Source organism: Paenibacillus sp. FSL H7-0737 (assembly GCF_000758545.1).
GTDB lineage: Bacteria > Bacillota > Bacilli > Paenibacillales > Paenibacillaceae > Paenibacillus_AQ.
In genome coordinates this window covers 2,248,963-2,271,233 of the sequence record NZ_CP009279.1, presented here as the reverse complement: position 1 = coordinate 2,271,233, position 22,271 = coordinate 2,248,963, and the positions used below count along the sequence as shown (strand labels likewise).

14 protein-coding genes are annotated in these 22,271 nt (G+C 43.2%); 6 read left to right on the top strand and 8 right to left on the bottom strand.

What is annotated here, in order from left to right:
• The first annotated feature begins 84 nt into the window (after positions 1–84).
• Entirely contained in the window at positions 85–1,608 is a 1,524-nt protein-coding gene (locus H70737_RS09540) for a stalk domain-containing protein (protein WP_042186701.1), read from the top strand.
• A gap of 49 nt (positions 1,609–1,657) precedes the next feature.
• Here H70737_RS09540 and nspC read toward each other — a convergent pair whose 3' ends face one another.
• The 3 genes from nspC to H70737_RS09525 all read right to left on the bottom strand — a co-directional run bounded on the left by nspC (position 1,658) and on the right by H70737_RS09525 (position 6,036).
• Positions 1,658–2,794, bottom strand: coding sequence for a carboxynorspermidine decarboxylase (nspC, locus tag H70737_RS09535; RefSeq protein WP_042186699.1), 1,137 nt, complete (start codon positions 2,792–2,794; stop codon positions 1,658–1,660).
• A 9-nt stretch (positions 2,795–2,803) separates the two neighbouring features.
• Entirely contained in the window at positions 2,804–4,003 is a 1,200-nt protein-coding gene (locus H70737_RS09530) for a saccharopine dehydrogenase family protein (protein ID WP_042126167.1), read from the bottom strand.
• 542 nt (positions 4,004–4,545) lie between these two features.
• Positions 4,546–6,036: a stalk domain-containing protein gene (locus H70737_RS09525; protein WP_042186697.1), complete on the bottom strand. Its 1,491-nt coding sequence runs from the start codon at positions 6,034–6,036 to the stop codon at positions 4,546–4,548.
• A 352-nt stretch (positions 6,037–6,388) separates the two neighbouring features.
• On the opposite strand from H70737_RS09525, the gene H70737_RS09520 reads away from it, so the two are divergent.
• Entirely contained in the window at positions 6,389–8,275 is a 1,887-nt protein-coding gene (locus tag H70737_RS09520) for an LTA synthase family protein (RefSeq protein ID WP_042186695.1), read from the top strand.
• Between the two features lie 68 nt (positions 8,276–8,343).
• On the opposite strand, the gene H70737_RS09515 is transcribed toward H70737_RS09520, so the two are convergent.
• A complete protein-coding gene (locus tag H70737_RS09515) occupies positions 8,344–10,065 on the bottom strand; it encodes a glycoside hydrolase family 13 protein (RefSeq protein ID WP_042193580.1) in 1,722 nt (573 codons plus the stop codon).
• A gap of 272 nt (positions 10,066–10,337) precedes the next feature.
• Between H70737_RS09515 and H70737_RS09510 the strand changes: the two genes are divergently transcribed.
• Positions 10,338–11,333 (top strand): LacI family DNA-binding transcriptional regulator, encoded by a 996-nt coding sequence (locus H70737_RS09510; protein WP_231573414.1) that lies wholly within the window; start codon positions 10,338–10,340, stop codon positions 11,331–11,333.
• Positions 11,334–11,372: 39 nt separating this feature from the next.
• Here the strand turns inward: H70737_RS09510 and H70737_RS09505 are convergent, their stop codons facing one another.
• Both H70737_RS09505 and clpP read right to left on the bottom strand, forming a co-directional pair.
• The gene (locus H70737_RS09505) at positions 11,373–11,582 is read right to left on the bottom strand and encodes a hypothetical protein (RefSeq protein WP_231573413.1); all 210 of its coding nucleotides are present in this window, start codon (positions 11,580–11,582) and stop codon (positions 11,373–11,375) included.
• Positions 11,583–11,600: 18 nt separating this feature from the next.
• Positions 11,601–12,182, bottom strand: coding sequence for an ATP-dependent Clp endopeptidase proteolytic subunit ClpP (gene clpP / locus H70737_RS09500; RefSeq protein ID WP_042186692.1), 582 nt, complete (start codon positions 12,180–12,182; stop codon positions 11,601–11,603).
• Positions 12,183–12,364: 182 nt separating this feature from the next.
• On the opposite strand from clpP, the gene H70737_RS09495 reads away from it, so the two are divergent.
• Both H70737_RS09495 and H70737_RS09490 read left to right on the top strand, forming a co-directional pair.
• On the top strand, positions 12,365–13,255 hold the full coding sequence (locus H70737_RS09495; protein ID WP_052404228.1) for an RNA polymerase sigma factor: 891 nt from the start codon (positions 12,365–12,367) through the stop codon (positions 13,253–13,255).
• A 509-nt stretch (positions 13,256–13,764) separates the two neighbouring features.
• Positions 13,765–14,655, top strand: coding sequence for an NAD-dependent epimerase/dehydratase family protein (locus H70737_RS09490; protein WP_042186690.1), 891 nt, complete (start codon positions 13,765–13,767; stop codon positions 14,653–14,655).
• Positions 14,656–15,071: 416 nt separating this feature from the next.
• On the opposite strand, the gene H70737_RS09485 is transcribed toward H70737_RS09490, so the two are convergent.
• On the bottom strand, positions 15,072–16,754 hold the full coding sequence (locus H70737_RS09485; protein ID WP_231573412.1) for a methyl-accepting chemotaxis protein: 1,683 nt from the start codon (positions 16,752–16,754) through the stop codon (positions 15,072–15,074).
• Positions 16,755–17,098: 344 nt separating this feature from the next.
• Here H70737_RS09485 and H70737_RS09480 point away from each other — a divergent pair, with 344 nt between their 5' ends.
• Positions 17,099–18,028: a MerR family transcriptional regulator gene (locus H70737_RS09480; protein WP_042186686.1), complete on the top strand. Its 930-nt coding sequence runs from the start codon at positions 17,099–17,101 to the stop codon at positions 18,026–18,028.
• A 73-nt stretch (positions 18,029–18,101) separates the two neighbouring features.
• Here H70737_RS09480 and H70737_RS09475 read toward each other — a convergent pair whose 3' ends face one another.
• Complete coding sequence (locus H70737_RS09475) at positions 18,102–22,193, bottom strand: choice-of-anchor I family protein (RefSeq protein ID WP_052404227.1); 4,092 nt, start codon at positions 22,191–22,193, stop codon at positions 18,102–18,104.
• Between the last annotated feature and the right edge of the window lie 78 nt (positions 22,194–22,271).

The window sequence follows — 22,271 nt, the reverse complement described above, 5'->3', positions numbered from 1 at the left end:
GTAGTTCTAGCGTCTAAATGTAAGATAATGGATTATATCGTGAACATATCAAATTTATCTAATAAGAAAAAGAGAGGTATTCCTATGAAAAAAAAATGGATCAGCATGGTTAGTGCTCTTCTAGTATTAAGCCTCGCCTGTAACGTAAGCGCAGCTGCAGCTGCAGAGAACACAACCACGACATCCAACCTCACTTCGTATGGCGCGGATTATCTGACCAAAACAGATGGTTCCTTCTGGGTATGGGGCGGTAATCGCTCCGTCCCTACGCAAATCCATGACCTGAATGAGGTACAAGCATACTTTGGTTCCCAATATGTAATGAAGAAAGACCTTTCGGTCTGGCAATGGAGAACATCGGCATATTCTGAAGCTGTTAAAGTGACCCCCGTTCAAGAGCTAGACAATCTGGTCGATATATTCATGACGGGAAATAGAACGATAGCCCTTAAAGGAGACGGCACAATTCTAAGCGCCCCCCTTTCATCCGATGGACTCACTACCTCCGCGTTCACACCGGTTTCCGGCGTCGATAACGTGGCTGCTGTGGGCGGTTACTATGAGTCTGATCTTCATAAGAGCTGGACACGTTACGTGTTCTTAAAGAAAGATGGAACTGTTTCTACTACACGCGATGACTTCGAAAGCTTCGAAACCATCCAGAATTTAACGGATATTATTCAAATCAAAAACAATCTTGCACTTAAGAAGGACGGCTCCATATGGAGTTGGCCAGTCCAAGATTATTACAAGAACCAGGGAGCTTCAATAGATCTATCTGCGACCCCTCTCAAGGGAATCAGTAATATTAAAAGTTTAAAAGGAAATCAGAACAGCCTATTAGCCATTGATGGGTCCTCTCAATTATGGTTCTGGGGCGCTACCATTACAGGTTCCTCAGACGGAACAACCTATCATGAACAACCACCGATTCTTCTAAAAGGGATCAAGAATGTAGTTGATGCTTACATCGTAGAGCGCTCTATTGTTGCATTAACCGGGGAAGGAAACGTCTATCAAACTTCTATTGAAAACGAAATGATGCCAGCAGATTCAAAATTTACACTTCTCGAGAAAGAAGTAAGTAGCCTAAAGAAAGGCGGACGACATCTCATCATGCAAAAGAAAGACGGCTCACTCTGGGGCTGGGGCGTCAATAAGGACGCACAGCTGGGCTATGGCGACTATGAATTCAGCCATGCCGGGCCCGTTTCAGTGCAAAAGCCTATTTCGATCTCCTTAAACGGAGAATCTATCCCACTCTCAAATGGAGTTATTACTCGAAACGGACAAAATTTCGTCCCACTTCGATCGCTGTTCGAAAAATTAGGAGCCACAATTACCTATAAAGAGAACATTACAGCTGCGAAAACAATAGATAAACAAATTATGATCACACGAACCGCTACAGATAAACCGGCTCTCGCCATTAGTATTAACGGTGTAACTGGAGCGACAATGGTGAACAATAAAACCGTAAATCTTCCTACACTACCCTTCATCGTAAACGGTTCGATGTATCTGCCACTTCGCTTTATAAGTGAGCAACTCGGAGCAAAGGTTGAGTGGCTCCCACAGGAGGAGCGCATCGCCATCACGATGCAATAAGGAGTAATCAAAAAAAGGTGTCCCATCACGGGACACCTTTTTATTAATCTTAAGATAAACGTTCGCTGAAATCTTCGAAAGCGAACTGTTTGATTACTTTGATTCCCTCTTCTTCATTGTAACTAACAATAGAAGGCAGATTCACACCGTTAAACATATGATTCTTCACCATGGAATAATGGGCCATATCAAGGAATACGAGTCTGTCGCCGTATTTCAAAGGCTCCTTGAAGGAATAATCTCCGATAACATCTCCCGCAAGGCAAGTCATTCCACCTAATCTGTACGTATAAGGAAATTCCCCAGGTTGTCCAGCATCGATAATGTTCGGACGGTACGGCATAGCCAGTACGTCCGGCATGTGGCACTCTGCTGAGGTATCGAGAATCGCAATGTCCATCCCGTTATGCATCACATCAAGAACGGTAGCTACCAGATATCCGGTATTGAGAGCTACTGCCTCTCCCGGCTCCAGATAGATTTCCACACCGTAAGTCTCTTTCATGTGTAGAATACACTTCACCAGGGTCTCCAGATCATAATCAGGGCGTGTAATATGATGACCGCCACCGAAATTAAGCCATTTCATTCCTTTGAGATAAGGTCCGAACTTCTCTTCGACTACCTTGAGCGTACGCTCAAGTGTATCCGAATTCTGTTCGCACATGGTATGGAAGTGTAGTCCATCAATGCCCTCAAGCTCTTCCGGTCTGAAGTTAGGGAGAGTTACTCCCATTCTGGAATAATTGTAGCACGGATCATACAGCGGAACTTCGATCTCGGAATATTCCGGATTCACTCGAATGCCGCAGCTGATGTGTTTCGGTGCATTCTTAACGCGATCCTTGAATCGATTCCACTGGTCAAAAGAATTGAACACAATGTGATCGGAGTATCCAAGGAGCTCATCAAACTCACTATCTATATAAGCTGGTGCGTACACATGAACCTCTTTGCCCATCTTTTCATAGCCAAGTCTGGCTTCGAACAAGGAGCTTGAGGTTACACCATGCAAGTACTTCCCAACTAACGGATACAAGGAATGCATGGAGAAGCCTTTTTGCGCGAGCAAAATCTTTGCTCCAGTGCGTTCCTGTACAGAATTCATAATCTCAAGATTACGTGTAAGCAATCTTTCATCTACAAGGTAACATGGTGACGGGACCGCGCTGATATCTATATCCATTATCGCGCCTTAGTCTAACAGCGTTGGCGAGAAATCTTCTTGCCAAGGCAGACCATGTTTATTTAAAGCTTCCATGAATGGATCTGGATCGAACTCTTCAACGTTGAATACGCCCGGCTTCTTCCAGATACCTTTTATAATTAACATCGCTCCGATCATTGCAGGAACGCCTGTAGTGTAGGAAATGGCTTGGGAGCCAACCTCTGCATAGCACTCTTCATGATCGCAAACATTGTATACATAATAAGTTTTTGGCTTTCCGTCTTTAGTTCCTTGGATGATACATCCAATGTTCGTTTTGCCTTTTGTTCTTGGTCCCAAAGAAGCTGGGTCCGGTAAAATAGCCTTCAAGAATTGCAGAGGAACGATCTCTTTTCCTTCATACATGATAGGCTCGATAGAAGTCATGCCCACATTCTCAAGCACTTTCAAGTGAGTCAGGTAATTCTGCGAGAAGGTCATCCAGAAACGGATCTTCTTTACACCCTTGATGTTAACGGCCAAAGACTCTAATTCTTCATGATACAAAAGATAAATATCTTTTGGTCCAATTTCCGGAAGATCGTATACTTTTTTCTCGGAAAGCGGTGCAGTTTCAATCCACTCGCCATTCTCGAAATAGCGGCCATTGGCTGTAATTTCACGAATATTGATTTCAGGATTAAAGTTTGTTGCAAATGGATATCCGTGATCACCAGCATTGGCGTCTACAATATCAATGGTATGAATCTCATCAAAATAGTGCTTTTGAGCGTAAGCTGTGAACACGCCCGTTACACCTGGATCAAATCCACTACCAAGCAACGCGGTAAGGCCTGCTTTTTCGAATCTTTCTTTGTAAGCCCACTGCCAAGAGTATTCAAATTTCGCTGTATCTTGTGGTTCATAATTGGCAGTATCCACATAATGCACTCCTGTTGCCAGGCACGCATCCATGATTGTCAGGTCCTGATATGGGAGAGCGACATTAATAACGACATCCGGCTCAAAGCTCTTGATCAGTTCAATGACTTCGTCCGTATTATCTGCATCGACCTGAGCAGTAGAAATCTTCGTGCGGCCTCCGGCTAATTTATCTTTCAGAGCGTCACATTTCGCGACAGTTCTGCTAGCTATGCAGATCTCTTCAAATACATCCGGGTTCTGGCAGCATTTGTGAACAACAACACTGGAAACACCGCCAGCGCCAATAATTAACGCTTTTCCCAAAATAAAAACCTCCTAAAATTCCATTTGCAAAATCAACAAGGCTGATTATACATAATATTTTTGAATAAATCAATAAAAACCGACAAAAAATGATGTTTATTGTGTAAAATCTTCAAGGATTCTTGTTAATACTCTTGAATGCTCATATTTCCTCGATTATCCACCTATATATCTAATGAAAATCGCTGGAATGGAGTAAATTTCCGGAAACTAGGACAACTAGATTATTCTATCACAATAGGGGGCTACTTCATACGTTTTATTTTAAGTTCAATGAGAAACCTCACCATCCTTTCAATTCCGCCTTAAGACGTTCGGTTTAGCGGCATCCTGAACGGCCATTCACCAGTTCCGATCAACAGCACTGCAATGAATATAAAGAGGCCGTAATGTATACTCTTACCCGTTTTTGTCCCAATATTACCGTTGTTCCTATGCCCATCCGTTTCAAGACCCTAATTGAATGATAGTTGGGGTTATTATACGTTGTCCCATTGATCCAATATTCATCAGCATCATGATTAAGAATTTCGAGCTGTTTTTTATTGGTTTGAATGAATTTGAACAGCATAAGCTTCGGCATCCCATTCTACCTTAGCGCCTAACATTTCACTCACCAGTCTTAAAGGTACATATACACTATCATTAATAAAGACTGGCTTTTGATCTGTGGCTATCACTTTTCCATTCACTGTCGTTTGTCCATTAACCGAATTTAAGATCAGCGTAGTAGAGGTAGATTCCTTCACGGCAATAACTGATCTCGATGGAACGTCCCAACGTACATCCACTCCCATTTGCTGAAATATTCCTCTTAAAGGAACGTAAGTAGAATTGTTGAGCAGTAAAGGAGGCATGGTCAGATCCATTTTACTATTGTTCAACAGGACCTCTATCGATTTCTTCACGGGCTGAGGCGTGTCAATCATAAAATCTCTAACCCCCAACCCAGTCTGTCCAAATTCATTCGTTCCCCATGCAAGAACATGACCGTCTTTTAAGAGCACATAATGATTTCTGTTCCCGCTGGTAATCGAAACTGCATTTTGAATACCACTAATCTGCTTAACATTCATCTTATTCTTATCGCCAACTGTCCACTGCCATACGGTCCCATCGGCTTTTACTGCAGAGTCCGTTGTCATCGATACGACATCAGTGAGTCCTGGAATCTGAATCGGCTGTAAAGTTCCACCCGGATTCATATCTGTGTAATTATTCCATAACCAAACGGTACCATCCCATCTCAAAGCTACTCCACTCCACCCATCAGTATCAACAGCTCTGTACTCCCCGCCGCCTTTAAGTAGGGTAGGCTTTAGAACCGCATCCTTTTTAATGCCTCTAGTTTTAGATGAGCCCCATACCCACACCTCTCCGCCGTTCCCAAGTGCCACTGAATTATTCGATCCTGCAGCTATAGCTAAAATGGAGGGTAGTCCTTTCACCTGCACCGGTGTTAGCCCGTTTTTCCCCGAATTATCACCGAGTTCTCCTTGCTCATTGCCTCCCCACGCCCATACCGTTCCGTCTTTTCGAAGCGCTAAGCTATGTGTGTCTCCTGCTGAAACAGAAATCACATCCGTTAGCCCCTTCACTTGAACCGGCTCTACAAGGACTGTCGAGGACTGCGCTCCAGTGCCAAGTTGTCCATGTTCGTTCCCCCCTACTGCCCACACTGTTCCATCGTCTTTCAACATCAAATTATGACGGTAGCCACCTGAAACTTGCTTAACATGATCGATGCGCATTTTGACTGGAGTATACGCTGGCGTGGTTGCCCCATTACCAATAGAACCGTATCCCCCCCCCCAAGCCCAGGCTGTTCCATCCGCAGTGATGGCATAAGCGCTCCTATCCCCCGCATCCAGCCCTGTGATGCCAGACAATAACTTCTTTTCATCCGGGAAATTTACAACACTGTCCGCTTTTACTATTAATGGTGAGGCTGTAGCTAGGATAATAGCTGCCCCAACAACTACAATACCTATTCGTCTTATCTGAATTTTAATGCTTGAAATTTGTCTTCCCACTTAAGATCACTCCTTTTAGAATCGGTAGGGTCAAACTGTTGATCTGCAACAATAGAGACCCCCACTGTATTCAATCTTCTTATATAGACTGTGGAATATTATGTAAAGTTGCGAGGAACTGTAATTTTTTAAATCAATTTATACGCTTTAATCTGTAGTTTAGGATTGAAGCTGATTTTAACTGTTTATATGGCATAAATCGCTTGTTGCTGCGCTCTAGGTCTCTCGTCCGTCTTTTGACACACTAAAACTTCAAGAGCATAATAAGCATCGGCATATTGCAACGGATTCCCACAACATACAGAGTTATGCAGGATTTTAGTTTGTTTTGCACCAGAGAGGATGATTACGAGTGAAAAAAGATTTTCAAATAAAAAACAAGCCCTTTCTAATTTTTAGCTTTATCCTGCTCTTAAAATGCGCAGTGGCCTGGTTCGTAGTATTTAGTGACGGCCCTAATTGGAGCATGCTGCTCACAGAGATCCCGTTCTTCTTTATCGTCTTTGGACTCATTGAATGGATGGCTTCCAAACGGAAGTTTCTGTATTACATGATTGCGAACTTATTAATTTCAGTGATTTATTTTGCCGTCCTGATGTATTACAAATATTACGGCGTAATTGCTACTTACCATGCTTTGCAACAGGCAGATAAGGTAACCAAGGTCGGAGAAAGCACATACTCCTTGCTGGATCCATACTATTTGTTCATTTTTGTGGATATTGTAGTCTTCATGTTCTTCATGTTCCGTCCCAAATATATTGCGATCTGGAAAGATAGAGGCATGAACCGGCGTATGAACCGAACTGCCTTGCTTGGGATCATCAGTGTTTCACTTGCGATCTGTGTCTTTAATATTTGGCCGAATCATGCCAGTATGAACGAGAACAAAAAGGCAGAGCGTATGGGGATTCTCAATTACGAGGTATATACCATTTTTGCCGACACCACAGAAAAGAAAGAAATGATCGACAGCAAAGAAATTACGCAGCAGTCTGTGGACGCTACAAAGGGAATTACGGAGCCAGTCTCACCAAAGTATTGGGCAGCGGCTCAAGGTAAAAATCTCATTGTAGTGCAAATGGAATCTTTTCAGAATTTCCTGCTCGGCTTAAGCATTGACGGACAGGAAGTAACTCCCAATCTAAATAAACTTATTTCAAGCGAACATTATTTCAATAACTTCTATACAAATGCGGGGCAAGGAACAACATCGGATGCTGAGTTTGTAGTGAACACCTCTCTATATGTTCCTCATCACGAAGTAGCCACTTCGTCCAACTATATGACTAAGGAACTTCCAAGTCTGCCTAAGCTGATGAAAGCTAATGGATATAACACGGCCACCTTTCACACCAATAGCGTAGAATTCTGGAACCGCAAAACCTTATACAAGGTGCTAGGCTTTGATAAATACTACGATCAGTCATTCTATGGAGATGATGATCATATCGCATTTGGATCTTCCGATGAGGTGCTGTATGCCAAGACCGTTCCTGAATTAGTCAAAATGGATGCGGAAGACGATCCTTTTTACGCGATGGTCATTTCTATGAGCGCTCATCACCCTTATAAAATGCCAGAATCTAAATTTAAAATGACGTTGCCTAAACGGTACGAAGGGACCTTAGTCGGCGACTATATTTTAGCCCAAAATTATGCGGATTACGCCATGGGACAATTTCTAGACGAACTGAAGTCCAGCGGGTTATGGGACGATAGCGTGATTGTCTTCTACGGAGATCATCAAGGTGTATCCCTGTATTCCCTTGACGGCAATGAGAAATCATTAATGGAGGAAATGGTCGGACACGAGTATGGATATACCGATATGTTCAACGTTCCTTTCATAGTTCATGCCCCGGGCATAGACCAACCTACTGTGTATACCCAAACTGGCGGTCAGATTGACATCTTACCAACCGTAGCTAATCTGTTAGGGATTTCTATGAAGGACCAGCTCCACTTCGGAGAAGATCTGATGAATCAACAGACCAATCTGCTACCTGTTAGACATTTTCTTCCTACTGGTTCTTTTATTAATGACACAAGCTTGTACTTGACTGGTGTTGATTACGATGATGGAAATAACTATAACCTAATCGACGGCTCTGAAACTGAGGGCGGCTCAACACAAGCGCAATTTGATGCCGTTCAGCGGCTCCTGAATATGTCTAATAGTTATATTCTGCAACGGCCGGATTTATCTTCTACGGATGATGGCGAACAGAGTAAATAATTGATATTTAATAAAAAGAATGCCCTTCAGCCATTGGCCGAGGGGCATTCTTGCGTTTATTAAAATAATTAAACCGTTGTTGCAGGCACACTCTCACGAATTGCCTCTTGCTCTACAGGTGCGTTAACCAGCATATACACACGAGATTCGTAAGGGCGTAATGCCACTGTCTCGATCTTCTCGGCAGGGTCAACTTCATAGTTATTCAACAGCAACTCACTGGAGTCAAATTCCAAATCAAACGGAAGGTCGAACAGCGCTTCCTCTGAAGTCAGGTTTGACATGACCAGCAATTTCTCATTGCCAAGTGTACGAGTATAAGCGTAGATTCGTTCATCTTCAGGCAGGATCAAATCATAGGTTCCATAAACGGTAATAGGATTAGCGGCCCGAAGTGCGATTAGCTTTTTATAATGATGATAGATGGAATCAGGGTCCTGCTTCGCACGCTCCACATTGATCTCCGTGAAATTAGGATTGACCTTCATCCAAGGCTTGCCGCTACTGAAACCAGCGTTCTCAGAGTCATCCCATTGCATTGGCGTTCTAGAATTGTCCCGACCGTTCTTCCAGATAACCTCCATGACTTCTTCATGTGATTTTCCGGCTTCTGTCTCTAAACGATACAGGTTCTTCATCGCCACATCATCATAATCATCCATGGAATCAAATCGTACATTAGTCATCCCAATTTCTTGACCTTGATAAATAAACGGTGTTCCTTGCATTAGGAAATACATTGTAGCCAGCGATTTGGCCGATGTCTTCCAATACTCGCCATCATTTCCCCAAGTGGAAACTGAACGTGGTTGGTCATGATTCTCGATAAATAATGCATTCCAGCCTCTACCCTCAAGACCTTTTTGCCAGCGGGAAAGTGCTGATTTCAGCTGCAGAACATCCAAGCCACCCGTAACACTCTTATTCCAAAGAGCTAAATGCTCGAATTGAAAAATCATATTGAATTTGCCCTGCTCCTCGCCTACCCACATTTCCGCTTGATCGACACTAACACCACTCGCTTCACCAACGGTCATAATGTCATAACGATCAAATGTTTCCTGTTTCAGCTCCTGAAGAAAATCGTGAATTCCTTCCCGATTCATATGACCCGCGCCGGACGAAACGAACGGAAGATTATCTGGATTTGGCAGATCAGGAAGACCTGGGATTTTCTTGATATGTGAAATAGCATCCACTCGGAAGCCGTCGATCCCTTTATCCAGCCACCAATTAACCATACCGTATAATTCCTGACGTACTTCAGGATTCTCCCAGTTGAGGTCAGGCTGTCTTTTGGAGAATACATGCATGAAATATTGCTCTGTAGCAGGGTCAAACTCCCAGATCGAACCGCTGAAAATACTCTCCCAGTTATTCGGTTCCTTTCCGTCCTTAGGATCTCTCCAAATATAATAATCACGTTTAGCATTCTCCTTGCTTGAACGCGCTTCAACAAACCAAGGGTGTTCGTCTGAAGTATGGTTAATGACAAGATCCAGAATCAGCTTCATGCCCCGTGCATGAACCTCGCTTAATAGCTGATCGAAATCGGCCATACTGCCGAACTCCGCCATAATATCCTGGTAATCTGAAATATCATATCCATTATCATCGTTCGGGGATTTATAAATAGGACAAATCCAAATGACATTGATGCCAAGGTCCTGTAAATAATCAAGTTTTGAGATGACTCCCTGCAGATCTCCAACACCATCGCCATTGCTGTCCATAAAGCTCCGTGGGTAAATTTGATACGCTGTGGCTTCTTTCCACCATGTTCTGTTCAATGTATGCAGCTCCTTCGTATTCATATACCCTCTCAGGAAAATATTTTCCTATTTAATTCACGAATTAGTGATTTTCATAAAAAAACTTAAGACTATCGACTAAAAAACTATCTATTTAGGGTTTATTCAAGGAAATTATTTTCCTATGCGATCATTATAGGATCTTTTATTTTCCTGGTCAATAACAATCTTTTGGATTCTTGAAGCTATCCGTGATATGCTTGCGATATATTCTAGAACGAATACAAGATTGGAAAGTTATGGTGATATTCTTGAAGGTAAAAATTAAAGATATAGCCAAAATGGCTGACGTTTCAATAGCTACCGTATCAAGGGTTGTCAATAACAGCAAACCGGTAAACGAGGAAGTTCGTAAGCGTGTATTGGAAGCCATGAAACAAATGAATTACCGTCCTAATGTCATCGGTTCAGATGCAGGTAAATCGGATACACCTCTGATTGGTGTCATTATTCCGCAGAACAGTAATACCGTGCTTGATGATTTCAATATTGGCATACGTGATCTCGCCGAGCTATATGGTTATGATGTTTTGGTCGGGTTAACAGACGGAAGTGTTAATAGTGAACTTCATTATTTGAACTTATTTCACCATATGGGGACTGAGGGTTATATATATGTAGGCTCGGTTCCGAGTAAAGAGCATTTGGAGATTATCCAGAAATCCGGGTCACCTTGCGTGTTAGTTGGAGAACAATCTCAGATTGATTCGATCCCTTCTGTCCATCTGGATAATGTTACCGCCTCCTATGAAGCCGTTACTTATCTGATTCAAAAAGGACATAGAAGTATCGGCATGATCCGGGTATCTGGAGATAATGCAGTGGGTGGCGATCGATATCGCGGCTATCAACAAGCGCTTTTGGATGCAGGCATTACCTTAAGAGAAGAATGGGTAGTAGAAAGTGGAATGGCCGTAGAAGATGGAAGTGACGCTATGCACCGGATTAAGGATAGCGGGGAGCTACCTACTGCGGTTTTTTGCTCCACAGATTGGATAGCTGTAGGGGCGATGAATTTTCTGATCGATAACGGTATTCGGGTGCCAGAGGATGTTGCGGTGTTCGGATTCGATAATAGCTTTATCGCTTCTGTCGTTCGTCCCAAGCTGTCCTCGGTGGAATACTCTGGAACGGAGATTGGAATGACTGCTACCCGAACTTTAATCAAGCTGATTAAAGGGGAGACTGGTATTCAGCATCATGCAAATGTAGCTCATTATTTGGCGATTCGTGAAAGTACGGGTTAGGGAAAGCTTCCCTAACCCTATTTTTAAATCTGATAATGGTTATTGTGTAAATCCTACACGGGCGCGTTCCCGTCCTTTAGTATCTAGTGTGATGGAACAGACGGAAGTCATGGGAATATAAAGCTCCTCAAATTCTGTCCGATATTTAATAAACTTCTCAGTTACCGTTTCCAAAATGCCTTTTCTAGCGTTAGAGCCATCTACAAAATAAATGGTTACCTCTTTGCCCTGCAAAGCTTCCAGCATCATTCACTTCACTCCTTCGACTTACAGATTTGTGATAACTTTGTCGATAATCCCGTACTCCACTGCTTCCTCGGCTGACATGAAATAATCCCGATCCATGTCTTGTTGTACCTTCTCCACCGTCTGTCCGGTTCGGTCCGCTGTAATCTGGACAAGCACTTCCCGTAGCTTCAAAATACGTTTGGCTCTAATCGCAATATCACTGGCCTGCCCCTGCGCACCACCATGTGGCTGGTGAATCATAATCTCACTATTCGGCAGCGCATAACGTTTACCTTTAGCCCCAGCTAACAATAGAAGTGAACCAAAGGAAGCCGCCATACCTGTGCAGATCGTATTTACTTGCGGTTTAATGAGCTGCATTGTGTCATAAATACTTAATCCCGCTGTTACGGAGCCCCCTGGACTATTGATATACATGTGTATATCTTTATCTGGATCCTCAGCTGATAAGAACAGCAATTGGGCAACAACACTATTCGCTAATTGATCCTCAATCTCCGCCCCTACAAACACAATTCGGTCCTTTAAGAGCCGCGAATAAATATCGTAGGATCTTTCCCCTTGATTCGTTTGTTCAATGACATAAGGAATGTACGCCATGCGTATGCGACCTCCATCCGTTTATTTTATTTGAAATCTACCCTGTAAACGGATTAGTCTATGGATAGGATACGTTAAGCGGGCAAAATATTATTTTTATTATTGCGTATCTTAATTTGGAGCTCATTCGTTTATTATTAGAAGTAACCGAAAGCACTTTACCGGAAAAGGGGTTATGCAGAGTGATCAGCCTTGAGAAGCTTAGCGCCGTCCATGAACCGGATGAGAATCATACCACGTCTTTGCAAATGGCCCTGAAGCGGTATTGCCTTGCACTGACACAATCCCCGTGGGAAGCCGAAGATTTGGCTCAGGATACGTGGGTCAAAGCACTGGGCTATATGAGGACTTCCAAACATTCGAAGGAAATGAATGAACACAACCAAATGAACGATACTGGTCAACTGAACGATACAAGCAAAATGAACAATACAGGTCAACTGAAAAATTCAGATCTTACTAGTAGTACAAATCGTACAACGCTAACGAATCACCCCAATCCCGAAGCACTGCTCCTGCGGATTGCCAGAAATACCTGGATAGATATTATGCGGCGAAAAGCGACGTTATCACGGGTGCTGGAAATGGATCATTCGCGGACAGAGGAAGCCGCAGGTAACGGCTTATTTGAGATTGAGGCTGCTTTTCAAGCCTTACAAAAGCATCTGTCCCCGCTTCAGCAAGCGGTCTTCCTGCTCCGCGATGTATTCGAGCACTCCGGTATCGAAGCTGCCGAAATCCTCGAAACCACGGAAGGAGCGGTTAAAGCCGCTCTGCATCGAGCTCGGCAAGCCCTTCCTGCAGTCAGACAAGAGCTTCTTCAATCTGACGGTCCTTCCATACTGCAGGATACGGAATTACAGATTGCCTTGAATCGTCTTGCATCCGCCTATGAACAAGGACAAATCGCGGAGTTGATTGAGCTTGTCCTTGCAGATGAAAGTCAAGACACTGTAATGGCCGTGTCCAGCCAAAACTTCCAGAGCTTCCAAATCGTTCAACCTTTCCAATCTGGCGGATTCAGCTCTATGGGCTGGAACTATTCCGAGCCAGGAATGCGGATGGTGGCTTAGTCTTTCGTGACGCTATTTCGTAATACTGGAGTAAGCTTAGCTAAATGAAGCACATTACGTTACGTTATAACCGAACAAATATTAGTTTTGAAAAGTGTGAGTTTGATGAGATAGGTATGTTTTGTGAGTTAGGTCAGTTTGATGAGTTGTATAGTTGGGTGATGTTTTAGCTTTGAGCTAGTGACGTTGCAAAATGTGCAACAGAATCCATGAAATCAACGCTAAAAAACGAATCTACTGCACTATCTGCAATAGATTCTTAATAAAAGTGACTTTTAAGTCGATTTCTCATCTTTTGATTGTATAAAGTGCAATAGAATCAAATTATGTCCTATATAGTTTAAATTCTATTGCACAAAGTACAATCACACTAATGAAATCTCCTCACATATCTTTATGCTTCATTCATCACCACTCATCACTCTTTAAGGTACAATTCCCCTGCTTTCTACGGAAACCTTTAATTAGACTTATAAATAAACTTTAATGTTAGTTAGGAGTGATATTTTATGAGGAAAATTCTTATGTTAGGCGGCACGCGCTTTTTTGGAAAAAGGTTAGTTGAACGATTGCTACAAGATTCCGTAAACGACGTAACAATACTTACACGCGGGGAGACTAGCGATTCCTTTGGAGATCACGTTCACCGGATCCATGCGGACCGTTTCCAAGCAAACGAGCTCGCTCAGGCGGTAGGAGATACACTATGGGATGTTGTGTTCGATAATATTTGTTATTCACCGGACGAAGCGGATCAGGCACGCCGGATTTTTGATGGTAAAACGAAACGGTATATCCTCACCTCAAGTTTATCCGTCTATGATTTCAGCGAAGAAGCGCTGACCGAGGACATTTTCGATCCTGAAACTTACCCTATCCGCCACGGAGGGCGAAATGATTTCACCTATCAAGAGGGAAAAAGACTGGCGGAAGCCGTCTTCATGCAGCAGGCTACCTTTCCAGTCGCTGCGGTTCGCTTTCCAATTGTGCTGGGCATAGATGATTATACGCGAAGACTTCATTTTCATATTGAGCATGTCCGTAATGAGTTGCCGATTGGTATACCGAATCCCGAAGCACATATCTCCTTTATCCGTTCGGATGAAGCTGCTGATTTCCTATATTGGCTAGGCTGTAGCTCTACTATGACAGGACCGTTCAACGCTTGCTCAGACGGTACGGTTAGAATTAAGGATATTCTCACAATGATTGAAGAAGAAACAGAGAAACACGCCATCATCCAGAAGCAAACCGCAGACGAGCATATGTCACCCTTCGGAATTGAACAATCCTGGTTTATGGATACGACAAAAGCCCGGTCGGCGGGATACAAGTTTCTCAATCTAAAGAACTGGCTCCCAGAGCTAGTTAGCTCTCTGAACAAAACCTACGAGGAATAACTTCTCCCACACACAAGCCCTCTTCACTCATTCATCTATGTGACAAAAGCTACCCCTAAGTAGATATCTTCTACGAAGGTGGTAGCTTTTTCATTTTACAAAACCTCTGCGAACATTTCAGATAACTGCACTCTATACAACTAAATCAAGCTAGCCAAGCTTATTCTCGACTTTAGTTGTATTCAGTGCAATTAAAAACTAGCTAAACACCACTGACAGTCATTTCTCGGAGAAATAACTGCACTAAGTACAACTAAACTCTCATAGAGGAAATCACATCCTTAAATAGCTGTATTAAATACACTTAACGCGCAAAAAAGGTAGTTAGAAAGGCTCCCCCTCTACGCTAACTTTTACGTTACTGAATTAGTGAATCAAGTCGCTCCCTATGTACGACCTGTCAATCAAACCTTCCCCTATGCGGAGATTGTCAAATAAGAGCGTTCTTCAGGTGTTTCATCGCCAGATGTGTCACTGTCATCTCCAGCGATAATCTCGTCTGCTATGTCCGAATTAATCTTGAAGACGTTGATTTCCTTGAATAATTTTTGCGAAATCTCATTAATCTCAACGGCTTGACGGGCAATGTCGTGGATCGCGTTGTCCTGTTGTACGCTAGAGGCATTCACTTCCTGAACCCCTGCCGCAGTTTCCTCAGCAATGGCAGCCACGTTGTGAACAGACTCTGCGAGTCTACGATTCATAGTCTGTGTCATATCTACCTTGTCATGGATTTGCCCAATCTGCTTACTAATCTCAACGATCGACTGATCTATCGCTTCAAAAGATGACAACGTTTCTGCCACTTTTTGATCTTGCTCTTCAAGATTTCCTTTGGTCTCCAGCATATATTGCTGAAATTCATCCATCCCTGCTTGCAGCTCGTTAATAATCTGACTGATATGTACGGAGGACTCTTTGGTCTGATCAGATAATTGTCTCACTTCATCTGCTATGACAGCAAAGCCCTTCCCATAAACTCCCGCCCGCGCTGCTTCAATCGCTGCATTTAGTGAGAGAATGTTGGTCTGGTTTGAAATGTTTGTAATCGATTTGGTAATTCTGGAGATATCCTTCGATTGGTCGCTCAATTTGGTTAAAGCAAGATATACTTTATTCACAGACTCACGTGAGTGCTCTGATACCTCGCGCAAAGCGATGACGGACTCGGAACCTTTTCGAGTATTGTGATTAGCCGTTTGACTTGTCGAGAGCATAACCTCGGTATATTCCGTAATTTCATGAACTTCCCTTTCCAATTCCTGAATCAAGCTTGCGCTCTGCTCCGATTGTCCGGCTTGCTGCTCAGCGCCTACAGAGATTTCCTGTATTGTGCTTACGATCTCTTGGTTCGTATGAGCGGTAATCGATGAAGATTGTTGAAAAGAGTGCGAATAAGTAGCGAGCGAAGAAGCTACCGATTGGGTCTGCTGAAGCATCTCTCGAACCCGCAACACCATATGGTCGAAATGATGACTCAGACTTCCTAGCTCATCGTTATATGGCGAATTAATCTGCTGCCGCAAATCTCCCTCAGCAATTTTACGTAGAGCAACTTGCAGCTTATTTATAGGGTTCAGGAAGGAACGAATAAGCATAACAGCAATAATAAGTGTGAAAATGAATACTAGTATTGCTGCATAAGCCCCCATAGAACTAGTCAGATTTAACAAATCAAAAGAATAGTCTTGAGCCTTCTCTGCGTTCTCTGCTGCTGCTGTATATAGTTTCTCATTGGTCTCCAGCATAGCTTTATTCATAGCTAGCGCCTTCGTATGTAGTTCATCTATTCGTTCCAGAACGGCCATGGGATCAAGCTGCTCGTCCTTTAGGGTATTCACTAATCCGTCAAAATAGCCTGTATATCCTCCAACTTGATTATGTAACTGTTCTAACTCCTTAGACGCTGGCGAATCTGCTTCAAACTTCACTTTACCCAATTCTTCCATTAGCTTTGTCTGCTTGTCCTTAAAAGGTTGGGTAAACTCTAAATCGCTAGAACCCGCTAGAGAGGTCTCCACACTGTTCATTTCTTGAAGCAGTTGAGTAATGGTGGATACTGTAATTCTTTTTTCCATCTCCATTTTTTGTGTTTCCATAGAGATTTCTACTTGATTGATTTTATAGTTTTGGTATAGCGCTACCCCTAGAAAGAATAGTACCACGGCAGAAAAACTCAAGATCAACTTCCACTTCATTGATAGATGCATAGACCTAGCCTTCAACAATATCATCCTCCGTATAAAGCCTCATATGGCAATAGGTACTTTTTACTAATATCTAAATTGTAGAAGCTGTACATTAAATACCGGACACAGTTTTGTATGAGAAATGTAAATTTTGTCGAGTACACGTTCACAACTATCCTTGCAATTGACGTAACGTTAAGTGCTAAAATACTTCCCATAGGGCGCCTTATCAATCTATAGAACGGGAGTTGTCTATGAGTGAATTTGTGACCATTGATAAGCTTTCTACGCAAATCGGACTGACGAGTCGGACGTTGCGTCACTGGGAAGCACAAGGATTATTTGAAAGTCACCGTGAGGCTAGCTCGGGCTGGCGGATTTATGATGAGCACGCAATTCTCGCTATTCGTATCACCGCATTAGTAAGAAAGCTGGATATTAGTATTAAAGATATCGGAATCGTTCTAAAGAACATGTCCGTACAGTCCTTGTATGAAACACTTCTTCAGCAATCCGCTTCAATTCATAATGAGAAATCCAAGCTAACACAAAAAGATCGCGAAATCCGCTTCTTATTACAATTAATATCCGCACGTACGGAGGAGTCCATAACTAACCATTTGTTATTAGAGCTAAATGAAGAATCATGCAATACATTGGATGATTTGAATGAGAATGAGGAGGTTTTATCTATGACAACAATTAAACACTCTCCACCTATCCATGTAAGATTCATTACACTTCCAACTATGAGATTCGCTTATAACATTGCAGTCAGTACATCCCCAGAGGATGAAGCTATGCTACCTGTCTTGGAATGGTTGGAAGCTAGCCACCTCTTGGGGACGGCACGTTTATTTGGCGGGAATACAAATCCGCATCCTAGTGGTGAGAATAACCCTTATGGCTATGGATTCTGTGCCTCCATTCCTGAAAATGTAGAAATACCAAGCCACCTTAAAGAGATGCGGTTCGACGGCGGTCTCTATGCGATGACGGAAAGCAGTGATGATATCTACGGCTCATGGCAAGCACTGATGAGTTTTTTGGATAATAACCTTGATTATCAAGCTGACCACGATTCAAGATTATGTCTTGAAGAGCATATCCGTAACGATAGTCCCAAAGGCAGCGGAAATGAGTATGTATTAAATCTGCTCGAACCTGTAAAAAAGAGAGCTTAAAACAAAACGCTCTCCTTTGCCCATCAAGGCATTGGAGAGCGTTTCTATTGTCATCAAAAAATATGATGATCGCTTAAGATTGACTCAGCTTTAACAGCTTCGCTAACATTTGAGCTATTTCTTCACGAGTCGCTGTATCTTTTGGAGCAAAGTTAAGCCCCGTAATTTCTGCAACAGGCTTGCCTGAAATAATTCCTGCCTGCTGAGCAGCTGCGGCTGCTTCAAGAGCATAAGAGCTTATCGACTTCTGATCCGCAAAAGCTGACTTGTCGCCACTTACAGGCAATGTCCAGTTCATAGCTTTCGCTAATCGCACGATCATGACAGAGACCTGCTCACGAGTTACATTTGCCCGAGGATTGAACTGTCCATCACTTACTCCGGTAACAATTTCCTTGCGATTAGCCCACGCTACCGCTGCCGCATAATAATCGTCAGCCTTAACATCTGTGAAGTTTCCTGCTTCTTCTGCGCCCAGATTAACACCAGCCAATCGTGCTAGGAGCAAGGTAACATCTGCTCTGGTTAATTGACTCTTAGCTCCGAACTTACCTTCGCCAATGCCGGTAATTACATCACGAGCTGCCAAATACGTAATAGAATCTTTAGCAAAGCTGCTGCCAATATCAGAGAAGCTCACTTTGTTGTACCCTACTGCATACGTGGAGAATTGTGAAGTTTGGAAATTCAGTTGTCCCTTTGCTGCGTTATAGCTACTGCCTGCTAGTACAACCGCTTGCCCCGCATTCGTCAAATCATAAGCTACGACTGCATTAGCATCTTCATTTGCTCCTAGTGTATACGGCACTGTTATTGTCGCAAAACCAGCACCTAGATTAGATAGACGCTGACTGCCAGCTGAAATCGCCAGGTTTATTACTGGACGACTGCCAACCACAGCCTGAGCTTTGCCTTTCCCATCCGTGTCCACACTGCCGATGGACAGCTTAATGTCCTCACCCTTTGCTGCTGTGTGCACAGCCAAGAGTGCATTACGATCCAATGTTATCGTACTAGCTCCTGCTTCAACTACAACTGACTTTGCAGTACTACCTGTAAGTGCCGCAAAAGCACTCGATGGGAAGTTAAGTAGAACTTCACCTGAAGCTGCATTAACCTTAGAGCGGAATATCAACTGACCATTAGCATCATTCGCCAGAGACTTAAGTCCCTCTGTAACCATATCCAAAGTAACGGAGGCAACTAACTTACCTTCTGCATCCGCTGAAGCCTTAACCTCTACGACAATCTTATTACCTTCTGTGGTTACAGCTGGTGTTGTCGCCTGTTTAACTGGATCTTTAGTCGTTACCGTTGTACCAGGTCCCGGATTTGAAATCACCGGATCTGCTGCAGATACGGTCACAGTAGATTCAGCTACGCCATAACCATCTGCGCTATAGGTGGAGATAACCGCTGTCCCCTTTGCCAAGGGAGTGACCTTTCCGTTGTTATCAACGGAAGCAACACTTGGATTCGAAGAACTCCAAGTTACCACATTCGATCCACCCTCAGCAGGAACTACGCTAGCCTCAAGCGTTGCTGAAGCTTCGCCAACCTTCAATGACAAAGAAGTCCGATTCAGTGTTACCTTCGAGACATTCAATTGATAAATGGCCACCGTACCACCAACTTCATTCGCTACGAGTACTAATGGCAATCCAGTCGGGCTTGATGTTGCCGAAATAAATTCGATACCTTCTGGACCAGTGTCCGTTTCAATGGTGTTCGCAGGTGTGAATTGACGTGTATTAATATAGTTCACAAAATTCGGTTCCTCTGGATTCGTCACATCATAAGTCATCAGACCACCGATTCGCTCAAGACCAATAAAGGCCAGCGCTTTTTGTCCAACCTTGCCTACCTTGACATACTCAGGCTCCGGTCCTTTTTTGGTACTACGGTTATCCATGGTCGTGTTACTGTTGCTTGCATTGAAATATTCTGGCAGGCGTTCTCCGGTAATCTTTTCAAAGTCGCTGCCACTATCGTAGACCTGTTCCATCGAATCTGCTTCCCAAACGGAAAATGAACGGCCACCGTACAAGTAAATTCCATCATTGCCCATGTCAGACATAACTTCTACACTATCATATTTATCTTTATTTTTATTCAGAAACTTAGCCGCATCTGATTCCGGATCTAATGAGCCCTTCATTTTTTTGACTGAGCTCACGTTCACTTTACTATCCCATTCCGTTGCGTCACCTTCGTTGGCCGTGAACAGATAACTTTTACCTCCGACCGTGTACTGATCTATACCATCAGGCATATACGTACCGAAGAATGGAACATTTTCTAAATTCACTTTATTATCTTTTACCAGGTCCAGAGCATTGTTAGGAAGGCTTAAATCCTTGAAACCTAATCCTTTAACCCATAGAACCTGCTTGGAGGCAATATCGATGGCAGCAATAGCATTATTCTCTTGAAGCGCTACATAAGCAATGGTCTGGTCATCAGAAAGCACCACAAACTCCGGCTCCAGATCACGTATCGCATCCTTTTTTTCGCCTTTGCCCGTAATCTGTTTAGATACCGGATCAGCTACTCCACGAATATGGACAAGATCGTCAATTACATCAGGGTTATCGAACTTCACCTGAATCGAAGTGTCCTTGAGCGTATCAATGATCGTTACACTACCTTCAGGATCACCGACAGTCGTGCGTGGTTCAGCTTCGTCCGCTGTCAAAATGTAACGGCCATCATCGGTATACTTCACCATGTCCGGTTGTACTCCAGCTTCATAAGAAGCCAACAATTTACCATCATAATCGAGTACAAGAACCTTACCGTTCTTCATAGCATCTTCTTCTTGAATGGCTACAGCGATCCGTTTAGTAGCGGTGTTGATATCTACACTCGTCAGGTCTCCGTATGTAAATCCATCCACTTCGGATAGCTGTTCTACATTTATACTATATTCTTTTTGCGGATTAGAAGGGTCCTTGAGATTCACAATATCGACTGTTGCAGGGTGAGATGAACCATTAACGAGGTAGAACTTGCCGTTATCACGGTTAAACTTCACGATCTCCGCCACGCCGCCATCTTTATTGGTCACGCCTACAGCGTATCCGCCGATCTTAGTTACACTAAGTAGATCTGGAGTCAAAGGTGCTGCGGCTTCCGCCACATTCAGTGGTACTATAGCTTCTGTCTTCTTCCGGGGTGTCGAACTGTCATACACTGCGATACTTACGGTGGCCGCCCCTACTTTCGTAGGAGTTCCACTAATATTCCCAGATGCTGCATCCAGTGATAATCCGTCCGGTAAACCCGTAGCTTCAAAAGAATAAGGCTGTACTCCCCCATAAACGGACAATGTTACCGAATAAGGCGATCCGAGCTTTGCTTCTGAAAGATTCTGAGTTGCGATGCCAAGATCGCCTACATTTATTCCCCATTGTCCATCTGCGCTGTTATGCGGCTTTGCCAAGGCCAAAGCTGAAGCATCTAAGGCATCAAAGCTAATCTGTTTGAAATCTGCTTTATTGTTGTCTGAATCTACGAAACCAACGCGTCGAACAGACTTTTGTTTAGAAGTACCTTCCGCTTTCCCCGTAGGATAGTCCGTCTCGTATCCATCTATCTTAGCATTATCATCATTTGCTGCTACACCAATCATGTCCACGTAACTACTTGACATTGTTTGAAATGGATTCACAACCTGCAGCAAGTCTGTACTGCTTAGCAGAACAACCTTCATGCCTTTGTTATTAAAATACATCCCCGGCCAGGACTGATCGCCTTTGGCACTGATATCGTTTTTGTGATCCTTGTTGTTGGCATCATCGGTGATGAGATAAGAAGAATGAGCTTTAATAGTTCCGTTCAAATCTAACTTGCTCCATTGTCCAGCGAGCTTAGGATCCGAATATTGTACAGACCAACCTACTAAACTCACATCGGAATCGGTTGGGTTATATAATTCAATGTAACCTTTCGAGAAAAATCCACCTGATGCATCGGCAGTGTTACCCCCACCATAAACTTGATTAACAATAATATGAGGAATCTTCACATTGTATTGACCATCTGCCGTATAAGGCGTACCTGATTGAACGGATGCAGCCACTGCTGGACCTGCCATCCAAGCGGAACCTAACAACATCTCAGCTGTAAGCATAAGAGAAACAATAGCTTTACCTGTGGGTTTCAAGTAGATTTTCACTCCTATTGATAGTTTCTATCAATATAGAGTAATAGTATTACCTAACCTGCAGATTTGCGTAATGGT

Bases quoted from the DNA above. Each gene is read 5' to 3' on its own strand.
- H70737_RS09540 (WP_042186701.1), top strand. From the start codon at position 85: ATGAAAAAAAAATGGATCAGCATGGTTAGTGCTCTTCTAGTATTAAGC.
- nspC (WP_042186699.1), bottom strand. From the start codon at position 2,794: ATGGATATAGATATCAGCGCGGTCCCGTCACCATGTTACCTTGTAGAT.
- H70737_RS09505 (WP_231573413.1), bottom strand. From the start codon at position 11,582: ATGATGCTGGAAGCTTTGCAGGGCAAAGAGGTAACCATTTATTTTGTA.
- clpP (WP_042186692.1), bottom strand. From the start codon at position 12,182: ATGGCGTACATTCCTTATGTCATTGAACAAACGAATCAAGGGGAAAGA.
- H70737_RS09490 (WP_042186690.1), top strand. From the start codon at position 13,765: ATGAGGAAAATTCTTATGTTAGGCGGCACGCGCTTTTTTGGAAAAAGG.
- H70737_RS09485 (WP_231573412.1), bottom strand. From the start codon at position 16,754: ATGGAAACACAAAAAATGGAGATGGAAAAAAGAATTACAGTATCCACC.
- H70737_RS09480 (WP_042186686.1), top strand. From the start codon at position 17,099: ATGAGTGAATTTGTGACCATTGATAAGCTTTCTACGCAAATCGGACTG.